Annotated in this window: 20 protein-coding genes and 1 pseudogene; 15 read left to right on the top strand and 6 right to left on the bottom strand. The window is 49.5% G+C overall.

The annotated features are described in order from the left end of the window. Positions 1-27 precede the first annotated feature (27 nt). Together OES20_15975 and OES20_15980 are read left to right on the top strand one after the other, a co-directional pair. Positions 28-414, top strand: coding sequence for a hypothetical protein (locus tag OES20_15975; GenBank protein ID MDH3636197.1), 387 nt, complete (start codon positions 28-30; stop codon positions 412-414). 7 nt (positions 415-421) lie between these two features. Then, entirely contained in the window at positions 422-2,776 is a 2,355-nt protein-coding gene (locus tag OES20_15980) for an efflux RND transporter permease subunit (GenBank protein MDH3636198.1), read from the top strand. A 90-nt stretch (positions 2,777-2,866) separates the two neighbouring features. On the opposite strand, the gene OES20_15985 is transcribed toward OES20_15980, so the two are convergent. From OES20_15985 to OES20_15995, 3 genes are all read right to left on the bottom strand, one after another. Then, on the bottom strand, positions 2,867-4,069 hold the full coding sequence (locus tag OES20_15985) for a hypothetical protein (protein ID MDH3636199.1): 1,203 nt from the start codon (positions 4,067-4,069) through the stop codon (positions 2,867-2,869). 135 nt (positions 4,070-4,204) lie between these two features. After that, entirely contained in the window at positions 4,205-5,008 is an 804-nt protein-coding gene (locus OES20_15990) for an outer membrane lipoprotein-sorting protein (protein ID MDH3636200.1), read from the bottom strand. Between the two features lie 21 nt (positions 5,009-5,029). After that, positions 5,030-5,167, bottom strand: a complete 138-nt coding sequence (locus OES20_15995; protein ID MDH3636201.1) for a hypothetical protein — start codon at positions 5,165-5,167, stop codon at positions 5,030-5,032. 196 nt (positions 5,168-5,363) lie between these two features. Here OES20_15995 and OES20_16000 point away from each other — a divergent pair, with 196 nt between their 5' ends. Both OES20_16000 and OES20_16005 read left to right on the top strand, forming a co-directional pair. Then, entirely contained in the window at positions 5,364-6,620 is a 1,257-nt protein-coding gene (locus OES20_16000) for a DUF2219 family protein (GenBank protein ID MDH3636202.1), read from the top strand. A gap of 751 nt (positions 6,621-7,371) precedes the next feature. Beyond that, positions 7,372-7,656: pseudogene (locus OES20_16005) on the top strand (aspartate aminotransferase family protein). Between the two features lie 184 nt (positions 7,657-7,840). Here the strand turns inward: OES20_16005 and OES20_16010 are convergent. From OES20_16010 to OES20_16020, 3 genes are all read right to left on the bottom strand, one after another. Then, the gene (locus OES20_16010; GenBank protein MDH3636203.1) at positions 7,841-8,449 is read right to left on the bottom strand and encodes an ankyrin repeat domain-containing protein; all 609 of its coding nucleotides are present in this window, start codon (positions 8,447-8,449) and stop codon (positions 7,841-7,843) included. 358 nt (positions 8,450-8,807) lie between these two features. Continuing rightward, positions 8,808-9,476 (bottom strand): methyltransferase domain-containing protein, encoded by a 669-nt coding sequence (locus OES20_16015; protein MDH3636204.1) that lies wholly within the window; start codon positions 9,474-9,476, stop codon positions 8,808-8,810. Between the two features lie 351 nt (positions 9,477-9,827). Then, the gene (locus OES20_16020) at positions 9,828-10,328 is read right to left on the bottom strand and encodes a porin family protein (GenBank protein ID MDH3636205.1); all 501 of its coding nucleotides are present in this window, start codon (positions 10,326-10,328) and stop codon (positions 9,828-9,830) included. Positions 10,329-10,652: 324 nt separating this feature from the next. Between OES20_16020 and OES20_16025 the strand changes: the two genes are divergently transcribed. The 11 genes from OES20_16025 to OES20_16075 all read left to right on the top strand — a co-directional run. Beyond that, positions 10,653-12,038, top strand: a complete 1,386-nt coding sequence (locus OES20_16025; GenBank protein MDH3636206.1) for an aldehyde dehydrogenase family protein — start codon at positions 10,653-10,655, stop codon at positions 12,036-12,038. Positions 12,039-12,361: 323 nt separating this feature from the next. After that, entirely contained in the window at positions 12,362-12,988 is a 627-nt protein-coding gene (locus OES20_16030) for a hypothetical protein (GenBank protein ID MDH3636207.1), read from the top strand. Between the two features lie 657 nt (positions 12,989-13,645). Then, positions 13,646-13,768, top strand: coding sequence for a hypothetical protein (locus OES20_16035; protein MDH3636208.1), 123 nt, complete (start codon positions 13,646-13,648; stop codon positions 13,766-13,768). Positions 13,769-13,801: 33 nt separating this feature from the next. After that, positions 13,802-14,773, top strand: coding sequence for an SGNH/GDSL hydrolase family protein (locus OES20_16040; GenBank protein ID MDH3636209.1), 972 nt, complete (start codon positions 13,802-13,804; stop codon positions 14,771-14,773). Positions 14,774-15,029: 256 nt separating this feature from the next. Further along, on the top strand, positions 15,030-16,247 hold the full coding sequence (locus tag OES20_16045) for a Xaa-Pro peptidase family protein (GenBank protein ID MDH3636210.1): 1,218 nt from the start codon (positions 15,030-15,032) through the stop codon (positions 16,245-16,247). Between the two features lie 360 nt (positions 16,248-16,607). After that, positions 16,608-18,260, top strand: a complete 1,653-nt coding sequence (locus tag OES20_16050) for a diguanylate cyclase (protein ID MDH3636211.1) — start codon at positions 16,608-16,610, stop codon at positions 18,258-18,260. Positions 18,261-18,621: 361 nt separating this feature from the next. Next, positions 18,622-19,170: a recombinase family protein gene (locus OES20_16055; GenBank protein ID MDH3636212.1), complete on the top strand. Its 549-nt coding sequence runs from the start codon at positions 18,622-18,624 to the stop codon at positions 19,168-19,170. A 657-nt stretch (positions 19,171-19,827) separates the two neighbouring features. Next, positions 19,828-20,316 (top strand): FHA domain-containing protein, encoded by a 489-nt coding sequence (locus tag OES20_16060; GenBank protein ID MDH3636213.1) that lies wholly within the window; start codon positions 19,828-19,830, stop codon positions 20,314-20,316. A 33-nt stretch (positions 20,317-20,349) separates the two neighbouring features. Next, the gene (locus tag OES20_16065; protein ID MDH3636214.1) at positions 20,350-20,853 is read left to right on the top strand and encodes a hypothetical protein; all 504 of its coding nucleotides are present in this window, start codon (positions 20,350-20,352) and stop codon (positions 20,851-20,853) included. A 171-nt stretch (positions 20,854-21,024) separates the two neighbouring features. Continuing rightward, on the top strand, positions 21,025-21,366 hold the full coding sequence (locus OES20_16070; protein ID MDH3636215.1) for a thermonuclease family protein: 342 nt from the start codon (positions 21,025-21,027) through the stop codon (positions 21,364-21,366). Positions 21,367-21,682: 316 nt separating this feature from the next. Further along, positions 21,683-21,931 (top strand): hypothetical protein (locus OES20_16075; GenBank protein ID MDH3636216.1); only part of this gene is annotated, 249 nt, incomplete at its 3' end.

Consider the following 21,931-nt stretch of genomic DNA (forward strand, 5'->3'; position numbering starts at 1 on the left):
ACGAAATTTTAGATGGAGGATGCAAAGATGAGCGTATCAGAATCGGTAACCGGCCCGATGCCCGAAGGCGGCGGACACGAGGACAAGAAAGAAAAAATCTGTAGCGTGATGCGGGAATGCTGTAGCGGGATGTCCGCTGCGGAAAAAAAGACCGTTATGCGCGACGTGATGCCGCACATGATGGACACCATGGGTGACAATTCTATGCGTGGCACGATGGGCATGATGATGGGCCATTGCATGCGCGCGTTTCGCTGGCTTCCCCTGATTCCGCTTGGATTTGGGATTGTATTTTTCTTGATTGGCTACTTTCTCAGCGCCGAGGCCGTGCGGATACTGTGGCTGGTGCTCGCGGCGATACCCATAATTTTGGGAACGCTGGCGCTTTTGATCACGAGCGCAATGAGTCGCTGAAAGATTCATGAAGAATCTTGAGGCCAACCTCGGGCCCTGGGTTGTTCGAAACCGCTGGTGGATCATCATGGTTACCATTGTGATGGTTGCCGTAATCAGTAGCGGTCTGCGGTTTCTGAGTTTCAATATGGACAACCGCGTGTTTTTCAGCGAGGACAATCCGCAACTGGTGGCATTGGAGACGCTGGAAAATACCTATGTAAAAACATACAACGTGGTGTTCATCGTTGCGCCGGCGAGCGGAAACGTGTTCGAGCGCCGTACGTTGGCCGCGGTGGAAGCGCTGACCGAGGCATCCTGGCAGATACCCTATTCCAGCCGGGTTGACTCGATTACCAATTATCAACACACCCGGGCGGAAGAAGACGACCTGATCATCGCGGATCTCGTCGAGAACGCCCACGGATTATCCGATGAAGCGCTGCAGCAAATCAAGGATATTGCCCTGAGTCGTCCGATGTTGGTCGACCGCCTGGTTTCCCCATCCGGTCACGTGACGGGTATCAATGTCAACATTTTACTGCCGGGTGAATCACAGCAAGAGGTGCCCGAGGTCGCCGGTTTCGTGCGCCAACTCGCCAACGATATAAAGCATAAATACCCGGACATCGACATACATATGACCGGCGCATTGATGATCGACAACGGCTTTGGCGAAATCACCGCCGATGACATGTCTAGCCTAGTTCCGATCATGTTTCTGGTGCTGATCGTCATCACCGGTGTCTCGCTGCGCTCGGTCAGCGGTACTTTCGTCACGCTGCTGGTGATTCTGATGTCGATGCTGACCGGGCTAGGTGCGGCCGGGTGGATCGGACTGCAGATGAACACCGCCTCGGCAGTTGCGCCGACCATTATCCTGACGTTGGCGATTGCCGACAGCGTCCATATTTTGGTGGCGATGTTTCACAAGATGCACGAAGGCAAAAGCAAGGCAGACGCCATCGGGGTCTCGCTACAACAAAACCTGCATCCGGTCTTCCTGACCAGCATCACCACGGTCATCGGGTTCCTGACAATGAACTTCTCGGATGCCCCACCTTTTCGCGATCTCGGCAACATCGTTGCGATCGGCATTGTGGCCGCCTTTTGCTATTCTGTGTTTTTCCTGCCCGCCATGATGGCTGTACTGCCGGGGCGCAATAAATCGAAAGCGGCGCCGGGCTGCGAATGCCACTGCGAGTGCTGCTCCTGCCAGGGACTGGCGAATTTCGTGATTAACCATCGTCGCGCTTTGTTCTGGGGATCGCTGGCCACTATCCTGATACTCGCGGCGGGCGCATCGCGCATCGAACTCAATGACGACATGATCGGATATATCGGCGAACAATATCAGATACGGCGGGCCAGCGACTTTATGGAGCAGGAACTTACCGGAGGCGATACGATCGAGTTTTCACTTTCATCCGGCGAGTCCGACGGCATCAACAGCCCCGAATACCTGGCTACCATCGAGGCTTTCGCCGAGTGGTACCGACAGCAGCCCAAGGTAGTGCACGTGGATGTTTTTACCGACATTATGAAACGCCTCAATCAAAACTTGCACGGCGACGATCCGGCCTGGTATCGAATCCCCGAGCGCCGCGACCTGGCGGCGCAATACCTGTTGCTTTACGAAATGTCGTTACCCTATGGCCTCGATCTCAATAACCAGATCAATGTCGACAAGTCCGCCACGCGCATGATCGTGTCGATCGAAAATACCACGACTCGCGAGCAACGCGAGATCGAACGACGCGGCCGTGAATGGCTTGAGGCCAATGCCCCGGAGCATATGGTTACCTATGGTTCTGGGCTGACCATGATGTGGGCCTACCTGTCGCAGCGCAACATCAACAGCATGCTGGCGGCATCGTTCGGTGCGCTGGTTCTGATCTCGGTTATTCTGATCTTTGCGTTGCGCAGCGTGAAACACGGCTTGATCAGTCTCGCGCCCAACCTGGCGCCGGCGATTATGGCTTTCGGCCTGTGGGGACTACTGGTCGGCCAGGTCGGGTTGGGCCTATCGGTCATTGTTTCGATGACGCTCGGTATCGTGGTCGACGATACCATCCATTTCCTCAGTAAATATCTGCATGCCCGGCGCGAACTGGGCATGAATGCCGCCTCTGCCGTGCGCCATTCGTTCAATACCGTCGGCACGGCGATGTGGGTGACCACGGTGGCACTGGTAGCGGGGTTCCTGGTGCTTGTGTTTTCCGGGTTTAAGATGAACGCCGATATGGGACTAGTGTCGGCGATTACCATCAGCCTGGCGCTGGCAATGGATTTTCTGTTTTTGCCGACGCTGCTGATCGGAATGGAGGCGTGGAAAGATCGAAAGGAATATGCGCGGGATATCGTCGCCGGTCGGGGTGTTTGAAGTAACATCAAACTCCGGGGACAGTGTACTAACTTAGTTTCCGACTAAAGCGAAGTTCCTGTGGTGTAAAAGCACCCCTTCTGTCCTGAGCTAAAAATATCGGCTCAACTGCAATTGCAAATAATCGTCTTTCTCGATCGCAAAGCTTGTATCGCCCGGTTCGGCATTGGTAAAGATCCGCGCTCGCAGTTCAAACACATAGTTTTCCTCAAGCCGTCGATCGGCCTCGATGTTGACGTAAGTCTCGCTGGTCTCCAGGTCGTAACCCACGCCGGCGAGCACGGCAGTGTCCTGGGTGTCGTTGAGCGCAAGCCGAATGCCAGCGAACAAGTCGTTGTCGGCCAGCGTCACGGGTTCGCTTTCGTCGCGGCCGTCGTATTGCAGTTCGAGCAGCACACCGACGTCAGCGACCGATTCCGCCACCTGGTAAAAGGTGTATTCGAATCCGCCTACCGCGGCGGAGAACGAATCGTTTTGGGTTTCGCGTGCGATGGCTTCCAGTTTCCACAGCCAGGCGTCGCCGGTGTATTGCAGGTCGAGACCGAGTTGATCGATCTGGTCGTAAAACGGGGTGAGTTCACTGCCGTCTTGATTTGGCAGCAGTCGGGCTTCTCGGCTGGTGCCGCTGAAGGCACTGACGCCAATGTCGACGCTGCCGACGTAATGGCTGTAGCGCAGCGCTAGGTCGACGTGGTTTTCCTCGTCCGACGATTCGTACTCGGGATTGTCCGTGTCGACCGGCAGCGGCGTGCGCAGGCGGCCATCTTCACCCGCAAAAGTCCGTTCGCGGAAATAGGGCAGCACATAGACACTGATCAATCCCCAGTCGCGCTGCAGTTCGAGGTCGATCATCGACTGGCCGAGCTTGTCTTCGCCATCGATGTCGGCGACGGCGTCGGTCTGGTTGATGATGTCGACTAGGTGTACCGATTCGGTCACGCCCCAAAACACGGTGTTGATGCCGATGAGCAGTTCGTAGTGTTCCGCCTCTTTCGCCCAGTAGGCCTCGCGCAGGTCTGCGAGCGAGCGCTCATCGTCGGTTTCGTCGTAGCGCAGGTAGGGGATGATCGATGCGCGCGATTCATCGCCGCGGTATCTTGCTTCAGTGGTGCCGGCGATTGAGAGTTGCGTTGTCGTGTCGTCCTGGTCTGGCCAGCGGGTGTCTTCGGTGAAGATGCGGGTGGTCAGGTCGATGTTGGATGAGACGTCCCAGGAAGCCCTTCCCGTCTCGGCGATGAGCGCCGGGAGTAGGAGGGGAATAGTCGCTAGGAACTTGAGGAGCTTGGTGTTCATTGGGTTAATTTGCTTTGCTTGCTGTTGGTGTCATATTTTGGAGATCCCGATACGTCGGACCGCCGCTTTCGCGGGGATGACCCAATAAAACCGCGGGGATAACGTGTTTTCCCTGGGAATGACGTTTATTTCGCATTAGCGCAGGCGGCTCAGGCGACCCTTGACGAAGTCCTTGTCCGAGAGGTCGACGTTGAATGCATAGTCCTGGTAGATCAGGTGGGTCTGTTTGTTGGTCTGCACGTTTTCCATCGACAGCTTGTGCGCGCGCCAGGCGCCGTTGTCGTACTGGCGGTAGTCGCCGAGCTCGAGCACTTTCAACAGGTCGCCGCGGCGGTCGTAGAACTCGACCTTGCGGAACTGGAACACGTCCTGGTCGACCCACGCGATCTGCTTGCTGTAACCGGATTTCTCATACCGTGGCAGGCGCTCGAGCACGTCGCACTGGTAGGCGCCACAGGTCTCGGTGCCGATGTAGCGGTAGTCGAACTTGTTGAGCTCGATTGCGGTGAAATCCTCGAACGCGAACTCGGAGCCGACGAATGGGCCGGACTTGTTGCTGGATGCGATGCGCTTGACGCGTTTCAGCGCGGGCAGGTACAGCCATTGATCGTCGGGGTCGAGGATCTTGGCGTGCGACAGCAACGCGGTGCCTTCGATGTCACGCGGCGTGTGAAACAGTACGAGGCTCTTATCGCCGACTTTTTCGTCAGGTTTTTCGAGCGTCGCGATTTCGAGTGTACGCATGGACTCCTGGCCTGCCCTGTTGCGCAGGATCATCTGCAGCACGACCCGGCTGTTGCCGAAGCCGAGGTCGGTGCGGTCAGAGCGGGCAGCGATCTCGAATCCCTTTTCCTCGGGCGTGCTAGCCACGGCCGGGCCCGCCATTACGATGAAGAACCCGAGTGCGGTGACGAGGGTGATGAAGGTTTTGAGTTTCATGATGGTTTCTCGATTTTATGGTTAATAAATGGATGATACCGCCGGTGCGGGCCGCTCGGCCACTGGCATCAGCGCGGTTTCACGCTTACGCTTGCCGAACAACAAAAGTGCTGGCAGTAGCAGGAAGTCGAGGATCAACGCAAAAACGATGGCGAGCATCGCGGGGATTTTCGCTATAGCCGGGTGTCCGCTTCTGGCCGTTCTAAGCCTCTAATGTTATGGTGTTGGGGGTCTGCTCTGGAGTAATTAGTTCTGTAGAAATTATCGGTTAACTGACCGAAGGATAATTAATCCAGCCAAAATATCGACTCCTGCATTAGGTCTCAAGTTATGATTGCTGTCACGGGGGATATTCATGAAAGCGATCGTATTTACTCAATATGGGCTGCCGAAAGGCCTTGAATTGAAAGAGGTGCCAAAACCTGCGCCGAGGGACGATGAGTTACTGATACGCCTTCACACGTCCTTTATCAATTCCTGGGACTGGGAGTTCCTTAACGGAAAGCCGTTTATAAACCGTCTCTTTTACGGTCTTCTTAAACCAAGGCCAGGCAAGCAGATACTTGGCTCTGACGTTTCAGGAACTGTTGAGGCAATCGGCAAGTTCGTCATCGACCGGGCCAAGACGATAACGCTACTCCTTCTCATCGGCTTGTTGACAAGTCCGGTTCACGCGCTTGAGGATGAGTCCGGCTTCTGGAGCCTGCAGATTGAAAATGATCTCTGGGGCAGCAAGGATGATCGTTTTTACACCAACGGCTGGCAATTTTCCTTTTCATCCCCAAAGTCCCCGCCTGCATACCTCGAAAAGATATCCGACTACATTCCGTTCTACACCAAGGGCGAAACCGGATATTACGGCTATGCCCTGGGTCAGAAATTATTCACGCCGGCAAACATCAATACCTCCGAACTGCTCGTCAATGACCGACCCTACGCCGGTTGGCTCTTCGTCGAGTCTTTTATCGGACATCGTTATTTCGACCGGGGCGATCGAGAAAAAATTAACGGACTTATCCTTATGCTGGGGATCGTGGGACCGGCTTCACTGGGGGAACAAACACAGCGCGCCGTGCACAGAATGACCAGTAGCGATGATCCCAAGGGATGGGATAACCAACTCGAAGACGAACTCGGCCTGAACGCAACCTTTTTGCAGAAATGGCGCTACATTTTAGATTTCGACGAACGGCTACAATCAGAGGTCAGCCTGCATACCGGGTTGACCCTGGGCAATGTCTACAGCTACGCTTCGCTGGGATTGATGTTGCGCTGGGGCACCTATCTCAAGGATGACATAGGTCCACCCACGATCAGTCCCGGCTTTCCGGGTCTGCCCGCGTTCAATATCAACCGCCGGGCCAACTGGTATCTGTTTGCAGGACTCGAAGCGCGCGCTGTCGCTCATAATATTTTTCTCGATGGCAACACCAATGTCGACAGTCATAGTGTTGATAAAGAGGAACTGGTAGGCGACCTGCAAATCGGAGTGGCCATCCATGCCTATGATGCCCGCATCTCGTTTAGCCAGATGTTTCGCAGCGAGGAATTTGAAGGTCAGCCCGAACGCACCCGGTACGGATTAATCAATTTCACTTTGTTCATCGAGTAATGAATGAACGTTCGTGCCGAAATCGGAAGTTACGGACTAAATCCTGAGTGTCCGCTCCTTTAGTCGGGCGTCACTGTCAATCCCACGTTTTACGGTTGCTATTCCAGGTTGTCTCCCGTGAAGGTTGAGAGTCCGTTGCTGGCCGAAGATTGCCTCCCACCAGGGTATTTTGAGCGTCTCCTTTGGAGGAAACAGACGCTCAGGGTCGATATCTCAGCGGCAATATCCGACCCAAAGCAGACCCCCCAAAAATCTTACTCACACCCATTTAATCCAACCAATTTATTGCTCTACCCGGTTCTTTTACGTCGATTACGCCTGGATCTTTGCTGCAGTGTAGCCTTGTAAATGCAAGGCCATTGATCCTAGGTCAGCTAGAAGCGAAATCATTAATGCTTCATTCGCTAATCGTCAGAACTTGTTTCATTCTTGCTTCGAAATGACCTGGAATGTTACAAGCGAACACGACCGTATCGTTCCCCATAAATCGCCACGATAGTCGAGCCGTCTCGCCAGACGCTAGCGAAACTGTGTTCGGGTCCTGATGATCCATGTCCGGCATCTTTCGCATCATTTCGGCATGCTTCACCTGGTCTACGGCATTGCCGAAGGAAAACTCATGCTGAATCGCACCATCGTTGGTGACAACAAATTCGATCGTTTCACCGTGCTTCAGAGATTTAAGCTCGGGCTCGAACACGAAGCGCATCGTATCAAGCATCGACACCTTTATCAGGCGGTCAAGGATTCGCCAATCATCGGTGAAGTGCGTGGTGTCGGTATGCTCGCGGCGATTGAGTTCGTCGCCGACCCGGAAAACAGGGTCCGTTTCGACGCGAGCCACAAGGTCGGTGCGAAAATGTCGGCCGCCTGTCTCGCCAATGGCTTAATCGCGCGCGCCATGCCCCATGGCGATATCCTCGGGTTTGCACCGCCCCTGATCACGACGCTTGACGAGATCAATGAAATTGCCGGCATCGTTCGCAAATCGGTGTCGACGGTGTGCGACGACCTCGTAAAGGCTGGTGTTATCTGAAGCAGGCGCTTTTCCTTTTGCTTCGCCCCCTGCCCAACCATATTGCCAACTTCGATTTGATGCAATACGAATGACCGCTATCTGGAAGCGGGCATTCAAGTTTGAATCATGAATGCGTACAAAGTGCATTCCGGCCATTCGAGTTACCATAATTTAGTATTGTCCCTAGAAATCCATACCGACTTTAATAAACCCCCAATTGCCTCAATACTTTGGCAGTGGGGCTATCTATCCCCTTAGATATAGCATGATCCAACGGCGTTCTGCCCCGGTCATCGAGGATAGTCGGGTCAGCACCGGCTGAAATCAGGAGTTCCACCGTTTTATGATATCCATGCCGCGCATTCAGATGAAGCGGAGTGTTGCCCTCTTCGTCCTGGAAATTAGGGTCGGCGGCGTAGGATAAAAGTAGTTTTGCGGCGGCATACTTCGCTTTGTGTAATGGAACAATCCTCTTATTATCGTAAGCGTTGGCATCGGCGCCATTAATCAGTAACAACTCCACTAATTGCTCCCCTTCGAACAATACGGCCAGGTGCAGAGGCGTTTGTCCTTTCATATTTCTCGCATTAACATCCGGGGTGTAACTTAAAAGCAGTTTTGCAGTTGGATATACTGCCTTGTGCAGCGCAGTATTTCCCTGTGAATCACGGGCGTTTATATCCGCACCCGCTTCAATCATCGCGACTAATCCGTTTGTATCGCCATATTGTGCCAGCGAGTAAATATCTTCAGCACTTGCCGACACGATACAGTTCAGCATGCAAAGCAAAAGCGTAAAAACTCTAATCATCTCGCCAAATCTAGGGATATATACAATTATGACATTACGTGGATAACGTCAGTTGGCGCATTATACCTATTTAGTTTGATCTGCTACAACGGCTGGTATCGCTGATAATTTGCCGTTACCGGTATTCTCAAATGAATGACTCCAGCTTGACGAAAAAAGGTATTCGCCAGCAATAACGTCAGCGTCTGTTCTTGGCCGTTCTCGGAAGCTCGTAATCGCGAAATGAGTGTCTGCTATTCGAAAAACAGATGTTCAAAAATCATAGATCAGTTTTGGCTAACGACCCTTCGTAGCTATTCAATGTATAAGTTGAGGACTACGAGCCGCAATATTGGGAAGCATCCTAGCGAGCATTTTGTTAGGCAGCTTTTTGATATTTTGTACCTGATGTTATGTATATCAATCCTCCATACATTTCTTCAAAAGTTATATTCTTAAATAAGCGGCTCACGATCTCAGGTGTATCGTTGTCGAAATATCTATCAGTTAGACCATAAGGGCTTGATAGCCTGACGAAGATCTTGAACAATAAGGGTGGCCACTTATCAGGCCGCTTTCCATCAACAATGACAAGTTTTCCATTATGAACAAGAGCGTTAGAAATCTTTTCTAAGACATTTGAACGTTCTTCTAAGTATCCAAATACTCCGATTGATATTAGACCGTCTATGCCATCAGGAAATTGGAACTTTTCTATATCCCAATGAAGCAATTGAACATTGGGCCAGCCAGCACGTTTCACTCTTTCCTTGGCTACGGATAACATTTTTGAGCTTATGTCCACACCAAGTAATGTTCCATTTGGCCCAATTTTCTCCATTAGTAGTGGAAAACATAATCCGGTACCACATCCAAGGTCGATTATATAGTCACCTGGTTTGAGGTCTAAATATGAAACAGCACGTCTGCGATATTCATTTATACGAAGGCCAATTAATGGATAAAATAATTTAACAGCAAAGTCATAGAACCTCGCATTATTTTGATATGCTTTTTCAATCTGCTCTTTAGAAATTTGCGTTGCCATTAGCGGTAAACACTGGATAACGACTACTTAACTATGCGCTAGCGGTTAATTCCAGCTGTGATATAAATCAATTTTATCGAAGTAAAGGGCGTACATTTAGTAATTTCAAGCTAGAGGTGAGCGTCCGTTCCTGGCCGAAGGTCGCCGCCTAAGTTTCCCTTGTGAGCGGCAGCTTTGGGGAAAACAGACGTCCGTAATCAGATTTTCAGGGGCAGAGAAAGACCCAACTGAGACACTTAGATTAATGCCATAGAGCGGTCTTCTGCCCAATCAGACAAAAATTTATTAAAAGCCAATTAAACCAAATCCCGTGACGCGAGAGCTTCCAGGTAGATTTCGTTACTGATTTTATTAGAAAGAGTAGGTGTATCCAATGCTCAATGCACTGGCGTCAAAATTTGAATGATCCTTATACTGAGTGACTTCAATGTTGATATTGCCGAAGTCGAGGCCAATACCATAGCTGATATCGTCCTCTTCCTCTACAATTGAATCGCCGTTCGATTCTGCTTTTAAATCAATTTCTGTATATCCAACCAGGCCATAGATTGAAGTCTCGGAACTTAACTCAAAATGGTAGACAGCATACAGACCGGCAATACGGTCAATTGAATAATCGACACCTGACAAGGTATCGTCTTCGAGACCATTACCATAACGCAAATCAACCGCGATGGATTCGGTAACATAAACACCTAGACGAACCAATCCATAAGTGGTCTCGATGTCATCTAAGGCTTCAACCTCAAGAGTTGATTGTCCAAACTGCACACCAATATAGGTGTCACCTGCTTCATCAGCATAGGTGTACGTAGTAAACAGTAGTGCCAGAACAAGGGTAAATTTCTTCAATATCTATCCTTTGTGTTTTTGTTGGTTTACATTTTTTTGAGGCGTGAAAATGGTATAACTAGCCAGGTCATATTCATAGATTTAATTTCGCAAATAAGTTAAATGACAAGGTTTGGCCGATCCCCGAACCTGAGAAAGCAAGAATGAGCGTCTACTTCTGGCCGCTCTCCGATCCACATGAAACGCTTTTCAATGTCTGCTATGGATCTCTGTGCAGAGAGTATTGATAAGGTATAAAATCAACCCGATTCTTCAGATTCTTCTCCAGGTTCATCACGCAATTAACAATATTAGAATACGAATCCCGCATAAAGAGAAACGATCATGACAACCATCCAATGTATTTCACCGGTCGACGGTAGCGTTTATGTCGAACGTCAAACTGCCAGTTCCGAAGAAATTCAGCAAACATTGTCCGCTGCAGTTAACGCTCAGAAAAAATGGAAGAATGCACCAATAGTTGAACGTCAAGCACTGTGTGGCAAGGCCGTCGATGCATTTGTTGCACACAGAACGGACATTGCCGAAGAAATAACCTGGCAAATGGGTCGGCCCATTTCACAGGCTCCCGGAGAGGTCGGTGGATTTGAAGAACGTGCCCGATACATGATCGAGATCGCCAAAAGCGCACTAGCCGATGTAAAGCCAGTCGGAAAAGATGGATTTACCCGCTACATCAAACGCGAGCCACTCGGTGTCGTATTTGTGGTGGCACCGTGGAATTTCCCCTACCTGACATCGGTTAACGCGATAATACCAGCGTTGCTGGCGGGTAATGCCGTGGTGTTGAAGCACTCTGCACAGACGCCACTATGTGCGGAGCGATTACAGCAGGCATTTAGTGAGGCTGGTCTGCCACAGGGTGTATTCCAGTATTTACATCTGACTCACGACGACACCGAGCATGTGATTCAATCGCCAGAAATCAATTTTGTTGCGTTTACCGGTTCTGTTGCTGGGGGAGAAATGGTCGAGCGTGCAGCAGTCGGGCGCTTTATTGGCGCTGGTCTCGAGTTGGGCGGTAAGGATCCGGCCTATGTACGAAAAGATGCCAACTTACAACACGCGATCGAGACCGTTACCGATGGCGCCATTTTCAACTCCGGGCAGTCCTGCTGTGGTATCGAACGGGTTTATGTTGAGGAGTCGATTTACCGGGAATTTGTCGATGGTGTTGTGGATCTGGTCAGTGCTTACAATCTGGGTCGCCCCGATGATACAAGTACCAATTTGGGGCCACTGGTAAAAGCGAGCGCTGCCGATTTCGTCCGCGGACAAATCGACGAGGCGGTCGCTGCCGGCGCAAATGCCCTTGTCGACCCAGCTACCTTTAGCGCGAATGAAGCGGGTACCCCCTATCTAGCGCCACAGGTAATGATCGATGTTGATCACTCGATGCGGGTAATGACCGAAGAAACCTTTGGTCCCGTGATTCCTATCATGTCGGTCAATGGAGACGAAGAGGCTATCAGCTTAATGAACGACAGTGAATTTGGCTTGACGGCAGCAATCTTCACCCAGGATGAAACCGCGGCCATCGAAATCGGTAATCATATTGATACTGGTACCTGGTTTATGAATCGTTGCGATTACCTAGACCCGGCGCTGGCGTGGACTGGGGTGAAAAATTCTGGCCGGGGATGTACGCTCTCGTCGATAGGATTCGAGCACATGACGCGGCCAAAGTCTTTCCATTTGAAAAAGGTTTAAAACCCAATAGCAATAGAAAAAGGGGCACATTTATTTTATAAATCCCCAGTGTCCGCTTGTGGCCGAAGGTCGCCGCCTGGGTCTCGCTAATGAGCGGCAGCTTTGGGGAAAGTAGACGTTCAATCCCAATAATTCAGCGGTGATAACCGACCTATTCTGTTGAAAAACTCCAGAAGGGCGACCGGACAATGAAGTATGACACCGCATCTACAGAATGAAGCCACGTTATAATGAAGCCACGTTATTATTGTTAGAGGAACGTATCGGTAAGGTATATTTCCAACAACGTCGCGGTATTGAACGTGACTATAAACACAAGATATTTGGCCAAAGCTCCTGAGTTCGTCGTGCTCATCGACGAGCGAACGTTGGTGCGATTGACAAGGCTTAGCACGATAGTTTTGCTGGTGCTATGTAGTGCTTGTGCCAGTCCCGGGGACCGGGGGCTTACACTGTACCACGGGCGTTACACCGACAACGGTCTCGTCGATGAGATCCTGATTCTGCAGTCCGTCCACTACGAAGACTCCTGGATTACCGTCGCTGCATATTCGGAAGTTATCTCCAAACCCAGCCCAGATCGACGCTGGGAGACCGAGGGGCAGGTAGTCAAGCACTCGGGTCAGCAAGACCACTGGGAGTATAACGCACTGTTCTTGCACCGTTGGACACACTACCCCTGGAGCAACCACACACGGATCACATCGGCTATAGGGGGCGGGCTTTCCTGGGCCACCGAAGTCCCTAAACTTGAATTGGCGAGTCACACGAACGAGGGTGCAACCCAGTTGCTTAGCTACTTGCTGCTTGAGTTAACGGTCGGCATCCCAGGGTTCGAAGGCCTCGATCTTGTTGGTCGAATTCATCATCGGTCGGGAGTCTTTGGATTGTTCGACGGCGTGCATGGCGGATCGAATGTAATTTCGCTTGGCCTGCGTTACGAGTTCTGAGGGTAATAGCTAAAGCCATTAGTTATTGCTTATCGAACTATAGCGAGGCCTGTAAGAAATGAGTGTGATTATCAATTAGCATCCCCCTGTTTCATGCAGCTTCGGATCAATCCGAGTCGACGACCATCGGATTCCCGGGATCGGCGGCCCACTCCTGAAGCAAGGCGGTGGAGACCGCAACATTGGTAAAACCCAATCGCGTCATAACGAAGGCATAGGCGGAGGACAAGATTCCTCCCCCCCCTATAGGTAATGATGCGGGCATTACGTGGCCCTGTTGTAGAATCAATTAGTCCCAGCATGAGAGTCCGTTCATGGCCGAAGATTGCCTCCGGCCAGGGTTTTATCAGCGTCTGCTATTGAGAAAACAGACGCTCAGCCAGGAATTATGGGCTTCTGCTTCCGACCCCAAAGCAGACTCTCACCCTCGCTTCAATTTACTATCTCGGAGACGTTTTGTCCGACTGCATGCGCTTGTTATGTGGCATGTGCTCGTATATCAGCATGGCTGTTTTGGGATCACATTTCGGTGTAAATCAACGCTCAAACACGTACCATTAACCAATAAACCCAGGATCATTGCAGACAGGCTGAAAACAGGCGTTAATTCCTCTTATACTTCACGGGCAGGGCGATCATATCGTCTCGGTGCATTTGATGAAAACCGCGCTGGTGGTACGTGCAGAAGCGGCACAGCTAGAATCTGCCGATGCGGCAATTCGATTTTCGCTTTTTCCAGCGTTGTCAGCAACATCCTGGCAACAGGCTAACGTTAATTAATTGTAGTAACAAAACAACGGAGGGATTTCACAAATGAATAATTTTCGATTGCTTAAAATTGGATTTGCTTTTCTGTTCTTGGTTTCGAGCTGGGCGCAGGCCGATAATGGCTTTAGTCGGGTCTATGTATTTGGCGACAGTTTGTCGGACACCGGAAACGCGGCCTCGGTAGTCGGGGATTTTCCGCCGCCATTTTTTATGAACCGAGTAAGCAATGGCCCGGTCGCGGTAGAAACCCTTGCCACCCGACTCGGTCTCAACGCGGAGGCATCCTTACACCTGATTTCTCCGGCTATTGGCAGTAACTACGCGGTAGCGGGCGCCAGTGCCCGTACCAGCGCCGATCTTAATGACCTGGATAATCAAATAATTTTTTTCTTGGCTAATCATGCGGCTGGTGCACCAGCTGATGCGCTTTACGTCGTTTTTATCGGCGGAAATGATATTCGAGATGCGCGTGAAGAAGCGGATTTTACCAAGGCCCGCAATATCGTCAAGGAAGCCGCCGATAAAGTAAAAAATGCCATCGAAACTCTTGCGGGCGCTGGCGCAGAATCTTTTCTACTGGTCAATGCACCAGATGTGGGGTTAATACCGGAAACCCAGTTAACTTCTACTCTACTCGGCGACCCGAAACTGATCAAGCGCACCAGTCGCCTGAGCAAGCTTTACCGAAAACGATTGCATCGCATCGCCAACCAATTTGACGATTATGGGAATGAGATCGAGATTGTCGAATTTGACCTGTTCAAATTCCTTAGAAAGTTGCTACGCAAGGCCGATAAGCTGGGTTTCGCCAATACGACCGATCCCTGCTTCAGTACTTCACTCTATCTGCCTGACTCCTTCTTCCACCCGGATTGCAATTTTGACCAGTTCGTTTTCTTCGATGAAATCCATCTTACTGCGCGTGCCCACGCCCTGGCCGGTGAGGCGATGTTTGAAGCGCTGGAAGAGGATGGTGACGACGATGACGACGACGATTCAGACAGCGATTCGGAATGACAGTCAATCAATTGTGCCTATCGGAAACCCCGCTTCGGCGGGTTTATGATTCTCATTGAGGGTCTGCTAATGGCCGTTCTCTGAAGCCCGATAAGCACGTTTCAGCGTCCACTATCAGGAAAACAGGCATACGTATTCAATCTCCCAGGTACGGAAAACAACTCTAAAACCACTGCCGTCTTGAAATTTGCTGTTGAAACAGGTTAGCTGACGGTTATCTAATTAAAAATTCGAATGTATCCGCCTGGTATTGAAAATGAAAAACTATCTGGACAGGCTGCTGACGGGACCCATACCACGGGAGTGGTCGTTTCCAGCCGAGGAATATCATACTCGCATTACCCGGACTCGCGAGCTTATGGCGCATCGGGACATCGACGTTTTACTCGTCCATAGCGCCGTGGACTTGTGTTACCTGACTGGGTACCAGACCTTGTGGCCGGATGCTTATGCCTGTCTCGTATTGCCGCTTAACGATAGTCCATTTATGCAGGTCGGAGAGGTAGAAGCGTCGTGCGCCGTGTTGCATGGTGAAATCGAAGATCTGGTGCTGTTCGACTGGGTCAGCGCCGAGGCTGTGCCTGGTCAACTAGCTGCCTTGCTTGCCAAGCGCGGTTATGGCAACAGCAGAATCGGTGTGCAGGCCGGACGAATTGAGATGGGAAACCGCGGTCCGGTCGATGCCCGGCTGTTAGACGCCTTGCGCGACAGCCTTAGAGATGCATCATTTGTCGATGCGACCCTGCTGATGTTCGAACTGCGCGTCACCAAGTCACCGGCCGAAATCGATCATTTGCGAGAGGCAGCGAGGATCACCACGACGGGTATGCGTGCCGCAATCGATGCCGTCGAACCCGGTAAGACAGAAAACGATATTGCCGCGTTAGCGGCGCAGGTAATGATTGATGCCGGTTCGGAATTTTTTTCGATCGATCCGATTGTTAACGCTGGTCACCGGACGGGCTATTTTCACACCACATTTAAGCGGTTCGAAATCAAGCCTGGGGATGCGATACAACTGGAATTTGGCGGCTGTTTCCATCGATATACCGCGCCACAGATGCGTACTGTCCTGACCGGAGAACCCGATGCACTGCAGCAGCGAATAATCGATTCTCAAATGGCGGCGTTAGAAGCCTTGTATAGCAATGTACGCGCGGGGCGCAGTACGCGAGATGTCGCGGCAGAGGTTAACAAAGTAATCGGCTCACTGGAGCAGGAGATTTTTCGCTCCGGCCATTATGGTTATTCGATAGGTCTAGGGTTCCCACCAACCTGGACCGATGGGCCAGCGTATATTTCGGGTGATAAGGATATGGAGTTAAAAGCTGGAATGACGTTTCATACTCCTTTTTCGTGGCGCATTCCAAAACAATATGTCATCGGTACCAGCGAAACCATTCTCGTGACCGAGAGTGGTTGCGAGATTTTAACCAGCGACCAGCGCGACGTGCCAATTAAGAAATCAGTCTGAAGCCCCGCGGAATGCGTTTTTCTATATTTACCCAGTGTCGGCCTTTGGCCGAAGATGGCCGTTGATCAATCCTGCTTGAGCGACAGCTTTGGAGAAAACAGACGCTCAAATCCTAAAAATCGGCGGCGGCTACCGACCCGAAACAGACTCTCATCAATAACCTGAAAGTATTAATCAAATCCTTAGTTATCAGCTCAAACTAATCTGTTCGAATAGACTATTATCATCGTACTTGTGACCTTAATATCGGTTCATGAAAACATTTTTCGGTTCTATTGCAATAATCTATCACGCAAACGGATGAAGCATATACGGATAATACTGGCCCTGTTGTTAACATGCTCCATAATTGTGGCATCTATGATATGGCACGTTTCTCGGCTTCAGTCGGAACTGATAAATTCAACCGCTATAAGAACAGCGGAACTCTACTCCGTTGCGCTAACCCAATTTCGCACGCTATACACCTCAGAGGTAGTCGAGAAAGCCCGTAAACACGGGCTTGAGATTACCCACGATTATGTGTCAGATGACAACGCGATACCGTTACCGGCAACCCTGAGCATGATACTCGGCGAGCAGATTGGTAAGTTTACTGCGGGAGCAAGTTCGCGATTATATAGTCCGTACCCCTTTCCCTGGAGAAAATACGAAGAAAAACCCTTGCTTGACGAGTTTGACAAAAAGGCCTGGGAGTTCCTCTCGGTAAATCCGGATAAACAGTATTATCAATTTTCGCAAGAGGGCGATAAAACAATATTATTCTACGCAACAGCCGACCTAATGAGGTCTGACTGTGTAGCCTGTCATAATAGTCACCCTGATTCACCTAAAACAGACTGGAAGGTAGGTGATGTCCGCGGTGTACTTGAAGTCAACTTGCCACTGGACGTTATCACTTCCCAAACCAGTGCCGATTTACGTACAACCATAATCGCATACGTGTCTGTTGGCCTGGGACTTGCGGTCGCAATTGGCATCATAATCATCAGGCTATATCGACAATCCGAAGAACTGGAGCAGCGGGTTGCGGAACGGACCGAAGACCTGGAATCCGAAATAGTTCAGCGTCAAAAAATGGAAGAACGCTTTCGCGTCGGAATCGAAGCCTCTCCGGCAGCGATGATAATGGTCGAAAATACCGGGAGTATTTTACACGCCAATCTCGAAGCAGATAAATTATTCGGCTATTCGCCCGGGCAGCTTACTGGCAAGTCGATAGACGCATTGGTACCCGATATGGAGCGGGCGAAACATCCATCCTATCGAGAGAAGTTTCTTCAAAACCCATCTGCGCGCAGAATGGGCGGTCGCGATTTATACGCGCAGAAAATGAACGGCAATAAATTCCCGGTTGAGGTTGGGCTTACTCCAATCGATACCCCCGAGGGAATGTTGGTTCTCTGCGCTGTTGTCGACCTGACCGAAAGAAAAAAATTCGAAGAGACAATACTTGAACAAACGGAACTGCTGAAAAAGGCAAATGAACGTCTCTATACTGAAGCAACAATCGATAGCTTAACCAACATTGCCAATCGTCGCAGTTTGTATTCCCAGATAGAAACGTTTTTGCAGCTCAGTCGACGAAATAGTCAACCTGTCTCTATTTTGATGGCGGATATTGATTACTTTAAGCAATATAACGATGACTTTGGGCATCAAGGTGGAGATAGGGCTTTGAAAATAGTGGCGCAGAAAATTAGTGATGCAAATCGCGATGCCGATTTTGTCGCGCGCTACGGCGGTGAAGAATTTGCAGTTGTATTGCCTGATACTGATCAGAATGGAGCGCTGGTGGCTGGAGAAAGGCTACGAGAAACTGTCGAAGTGATTTCTGAGCTGGATCGGAAAATTACCATGAGTTTTGGCGCCGCCACGGTAATCGTTAATAGAGATGCGCCGTTTATCGTGGAGAATCTGAGAGAAAATCTTATAAAGCAAGCTGACGACGCCCTGTACTTTTCGAAGGAAAAGGGAAGGAACTGTGTCACGCATTTCAATGAAATAGCCTAGGACTGACTAATCTGTTGAATTTGATCGCGCATATTGATCCCGATCTCGCATCCTTTGTTCACGAGTTGGGCTAAGGTAGAGGAATCTCCCGGAGATCGAATGTTTGGGTTGTGTTAAGAATGGGGCGTTTACAATTATATTTCGTATCGGTATATCAGTACCAAATTACCTCCCGCGGCTATTCTCTCAATTGAATGAGGGTCCGTTGTTGGCCGAAGATTGCCCCACGTCAGGGTTTTATGAGCGTCAGCTTTCTATTTAACTTTCTTAAAATGTAAACTTTATGAGACATATTGATTGACTGTCTCAAACAATGTCTTATAATTAAATTCTCATAGAGTTTAAGAGGTTTAGAGACATAATGGCAAAAGTTGGATACGGAAGAGTTAGCTCCATTGGTCAGAGCTTGGATGTCCAAAAGTCGAAATTGGATGAATTTGGCTGTGACAAGATTTATCTTGATAAGCACACCGGCACAACTGCTGATCGACCCAAGTTGAAGGAGGTTCGCAGCTATGTACGCCAAGGGGATAGTTTGATCATCACCAAATTGGACCGATTGGCTCGGTCTACCTTTCACCTCACTCAGATAGCGGATGAATTAAAACAGAAAGGTGTCGATTTGGTTGTCCTGGATCAGAATATTGATACTTCAACTCCAACTGGCAAGCTGCTGTTTAACGTGCTTGCATCAATCGCTGAGTTCGAGACTGAAATACGTAAGGAACGGCAGATGGAAGGTATCGCGAAGGCCAAGGAGAAGGGCGTACTGTTTGGCCGAAAACCAAAGTTGAACGAAAAGGAAATTCTGCAAATACGAAAGGATCGTAAGAAAGGCGTAAAGATTTCAGACCTCATGTCCAGGTATTCGCTGTCAAAGGCAAGTGTCTATCGCTTACTAGCACATTAAGTAAAAAGCTAGTCCAATTCTCGGCGGACACTAAACGCCTGCGAGCTTGGCCCGGTTGGTGTCGGTAGCGTCTCCCGCTGGATGAAAACTCGACTAACAGGCTTACCGTCAACCTCAATCAATGGATAAGGTACTGTGAAGTCAGCCAGGTCACCGCAATAACTACATCGATGCTGCCACTTATGGATGTAGTTAGTTGTAACTGGTCGTTTGCTAACGAGGCGGTAAACACCCCGTTCACACCTATCACAGATGTATTCTATTTTTACGGCAAGGATTTCGCGGCGGATTCGGGGCATTTTCTGATAATAGGGAAGACTAATCAGAGGCTCAATCCCAAGGTCAGAATATATGAGGAAAGTTAGTGCTGTTTACTGCTCCTTGGTGGGCTAAATATTGTACTTATTATTGTTTTTGCAGTGATGCAACGGATACCGAGTCAAAACATCTAATTTGGCTCACCACACCACAGTGAGTTATAGCTTCGGCACCCCTCCTGCAGCGGCTCATGGCAACCTTATCGCACTGGCAATTCCGTGTCAGAATAACGACTTATCCACAGGATATCCCCGCGGCCTCCACAAAATTATGCACAATATAATGTACTTGACCTCTCTATAAAACACATTATATTGTGGTTTAGGCTGATTTTAGCAGTTGCCGATTACCAAATCGGAGTTTCATCAGTATTTGATCGTCAATTACGACCTGAGGAGGACAAAATTTGCCGACACAAACTTTGAATACTGGGAAACTCGCAAAGGCCGCTACATAATGAAAGCGAGTACCAAAATACTAGAATACATGGAAGGGCGTGCCTACATAATTGGCAGAGATGGTCAAATCCGCATCGATGACCCATCATTAAGTAGGGGTCACGCCGAAATCAAGTTTACCGACGGGAAAATATTGCTTCGTGATTTGGAATCGACCAACGGCACTTACTTGATTATCAAAAATAGACTTATCAAAGTCGATCAAACGTATGTAAATCCGAATCAGTGCGTATCGATGGGGTGTGAGAAGTACACGATAAAGGAATTACTTGCATTGGCAGGCATTTATGTTTCTTACTCGAGAAAAGTTGGCTTAGTAGTCAAATTGGCGTCGCCGGTTCAAAAACCATTACTTAAAATGGCGGGTTAGAGCCAATTTACTCCACTTCCCTGCCAACACTGAATGCCCGCAAAACCCTTTAAATTAGGAGCAAATGAAATGTTGAGCCCAGTTACACTCCCCAACGATGTTAAATCGATTGAATTCAGGCTTGGGGCCTTGCTCAAGGAACTTGCAGTAATCAGTAACCAGACCCCTGAAGTACAAAATTCAATACTCCCCAACGATGTTAAATCGATTGAATTCAAGCTTGGGGCCTTGGTCGAGGAACTTGCAGTAATCAGTAACCAGACCTCTGAAGTACAAAATTCAATAGCCAATTTGAAAAATGGCACCCATTTCATCAAAAAAACTCTCGCAGAAACAAAATATTCAGTCCAGGTAGTTGATTACCAACTCAAAGAACTGACGGACCCGATTGTTGCGATGCAGGCTAACCTTAGATCAATATTGAGGATTATTAGATTAGTTAGTATCGCTGTACTGGTCGGAGTGGCATTAGTTGCTGACAGTTACTTTAATTGGATCGAGCAGTTTATGGTCTTCAGCGGCAAATTTTCTGACTGACCGGCGAGGCGGCGTTACGGGACTACTACCAAATGTGAAGTATATATTCATCTTCCTCTTCTTGTTCCCGGTATCGCAGTATCAGATCACCTCAATTGCCCCTGTAAGGTCGTTAAAGTAGCTGATGGCGATACGGTCAATGTACTCGACCGAACAAAAACCCAACATAAAATCCGTTTAGGTGGTATTGACGCACCCGAGCAGAAACAGGCATTCGGCAGGAAGGCTACTCAGAACCTTGCCAAGTATGTTGCGGGTGAATATATCGAAGTTGAATATGACAAGCGTGACCGTTACGGGCGGATCGTTGGCAAGCTGCTTAAAGATGGTCGGGATATATACTTACTACAGGTCAAAGATGGTTTCGCCTGGCACTATAAGTTCTACGAGAAGGAGCAATCTGAACTCGACAGGATGCTTTATAGCTCGGCTGAGATTGAAGCCAGGAATAAAACGATAGGGCTATGGTCTGCTCCTGCTGTACCGCCTTGGGAGTTCAGGAAAAAGAAATAAAAAACCCGCCATCCTTAGCGGGCCTACTGCAATAAATCTCGGAGCAGTATTTAATCAGGCTACCCAATACCTTTGTATCAAGCAGTGATCTGGTTCACGGACAATAAAACCCCGCACAGTAGCGGTGTTTCATATTACTTATTTGTCGTAAATGCGAGGTAATGGCTCGATAGCAGTGTACTTCAGCAGGGATGGAATAAATTGTGCTTTCCTCGCTGGCTTTGCCGGAATAATCACTGCAATCATTGCTGGATATTCGTCTTCCCACTGATTCCCGGGTTACAATGTTTGCTTCTCGGTTATTGTGGGCAGCACTATGGATGATAATTCTGAACTGGGAATTGCAATTACGGAGGCCAAGGCAGCTCAGAGAAAACTCGAACATGCCAAAGGCTTCGAGCGTAATCACAACGCGACGATCAACCAACTCGACGAAAGAATTTTCGGTATGTTTGCGATGCTGGTGCTGGTCATACTAATCAGTGTCTGGGCATTCGATGTTCCACCATTGATTCGATATGCGGTAACCATTGCAGCCGGATCAATTTTTGTGTATTGCAAAAGC

The organism is Gammaproteobacteria bacterium (genome assembly GCA_029862005.1).
GTDB lineage: Bacteria > Pseudomonadota > Gammaproteobacteria.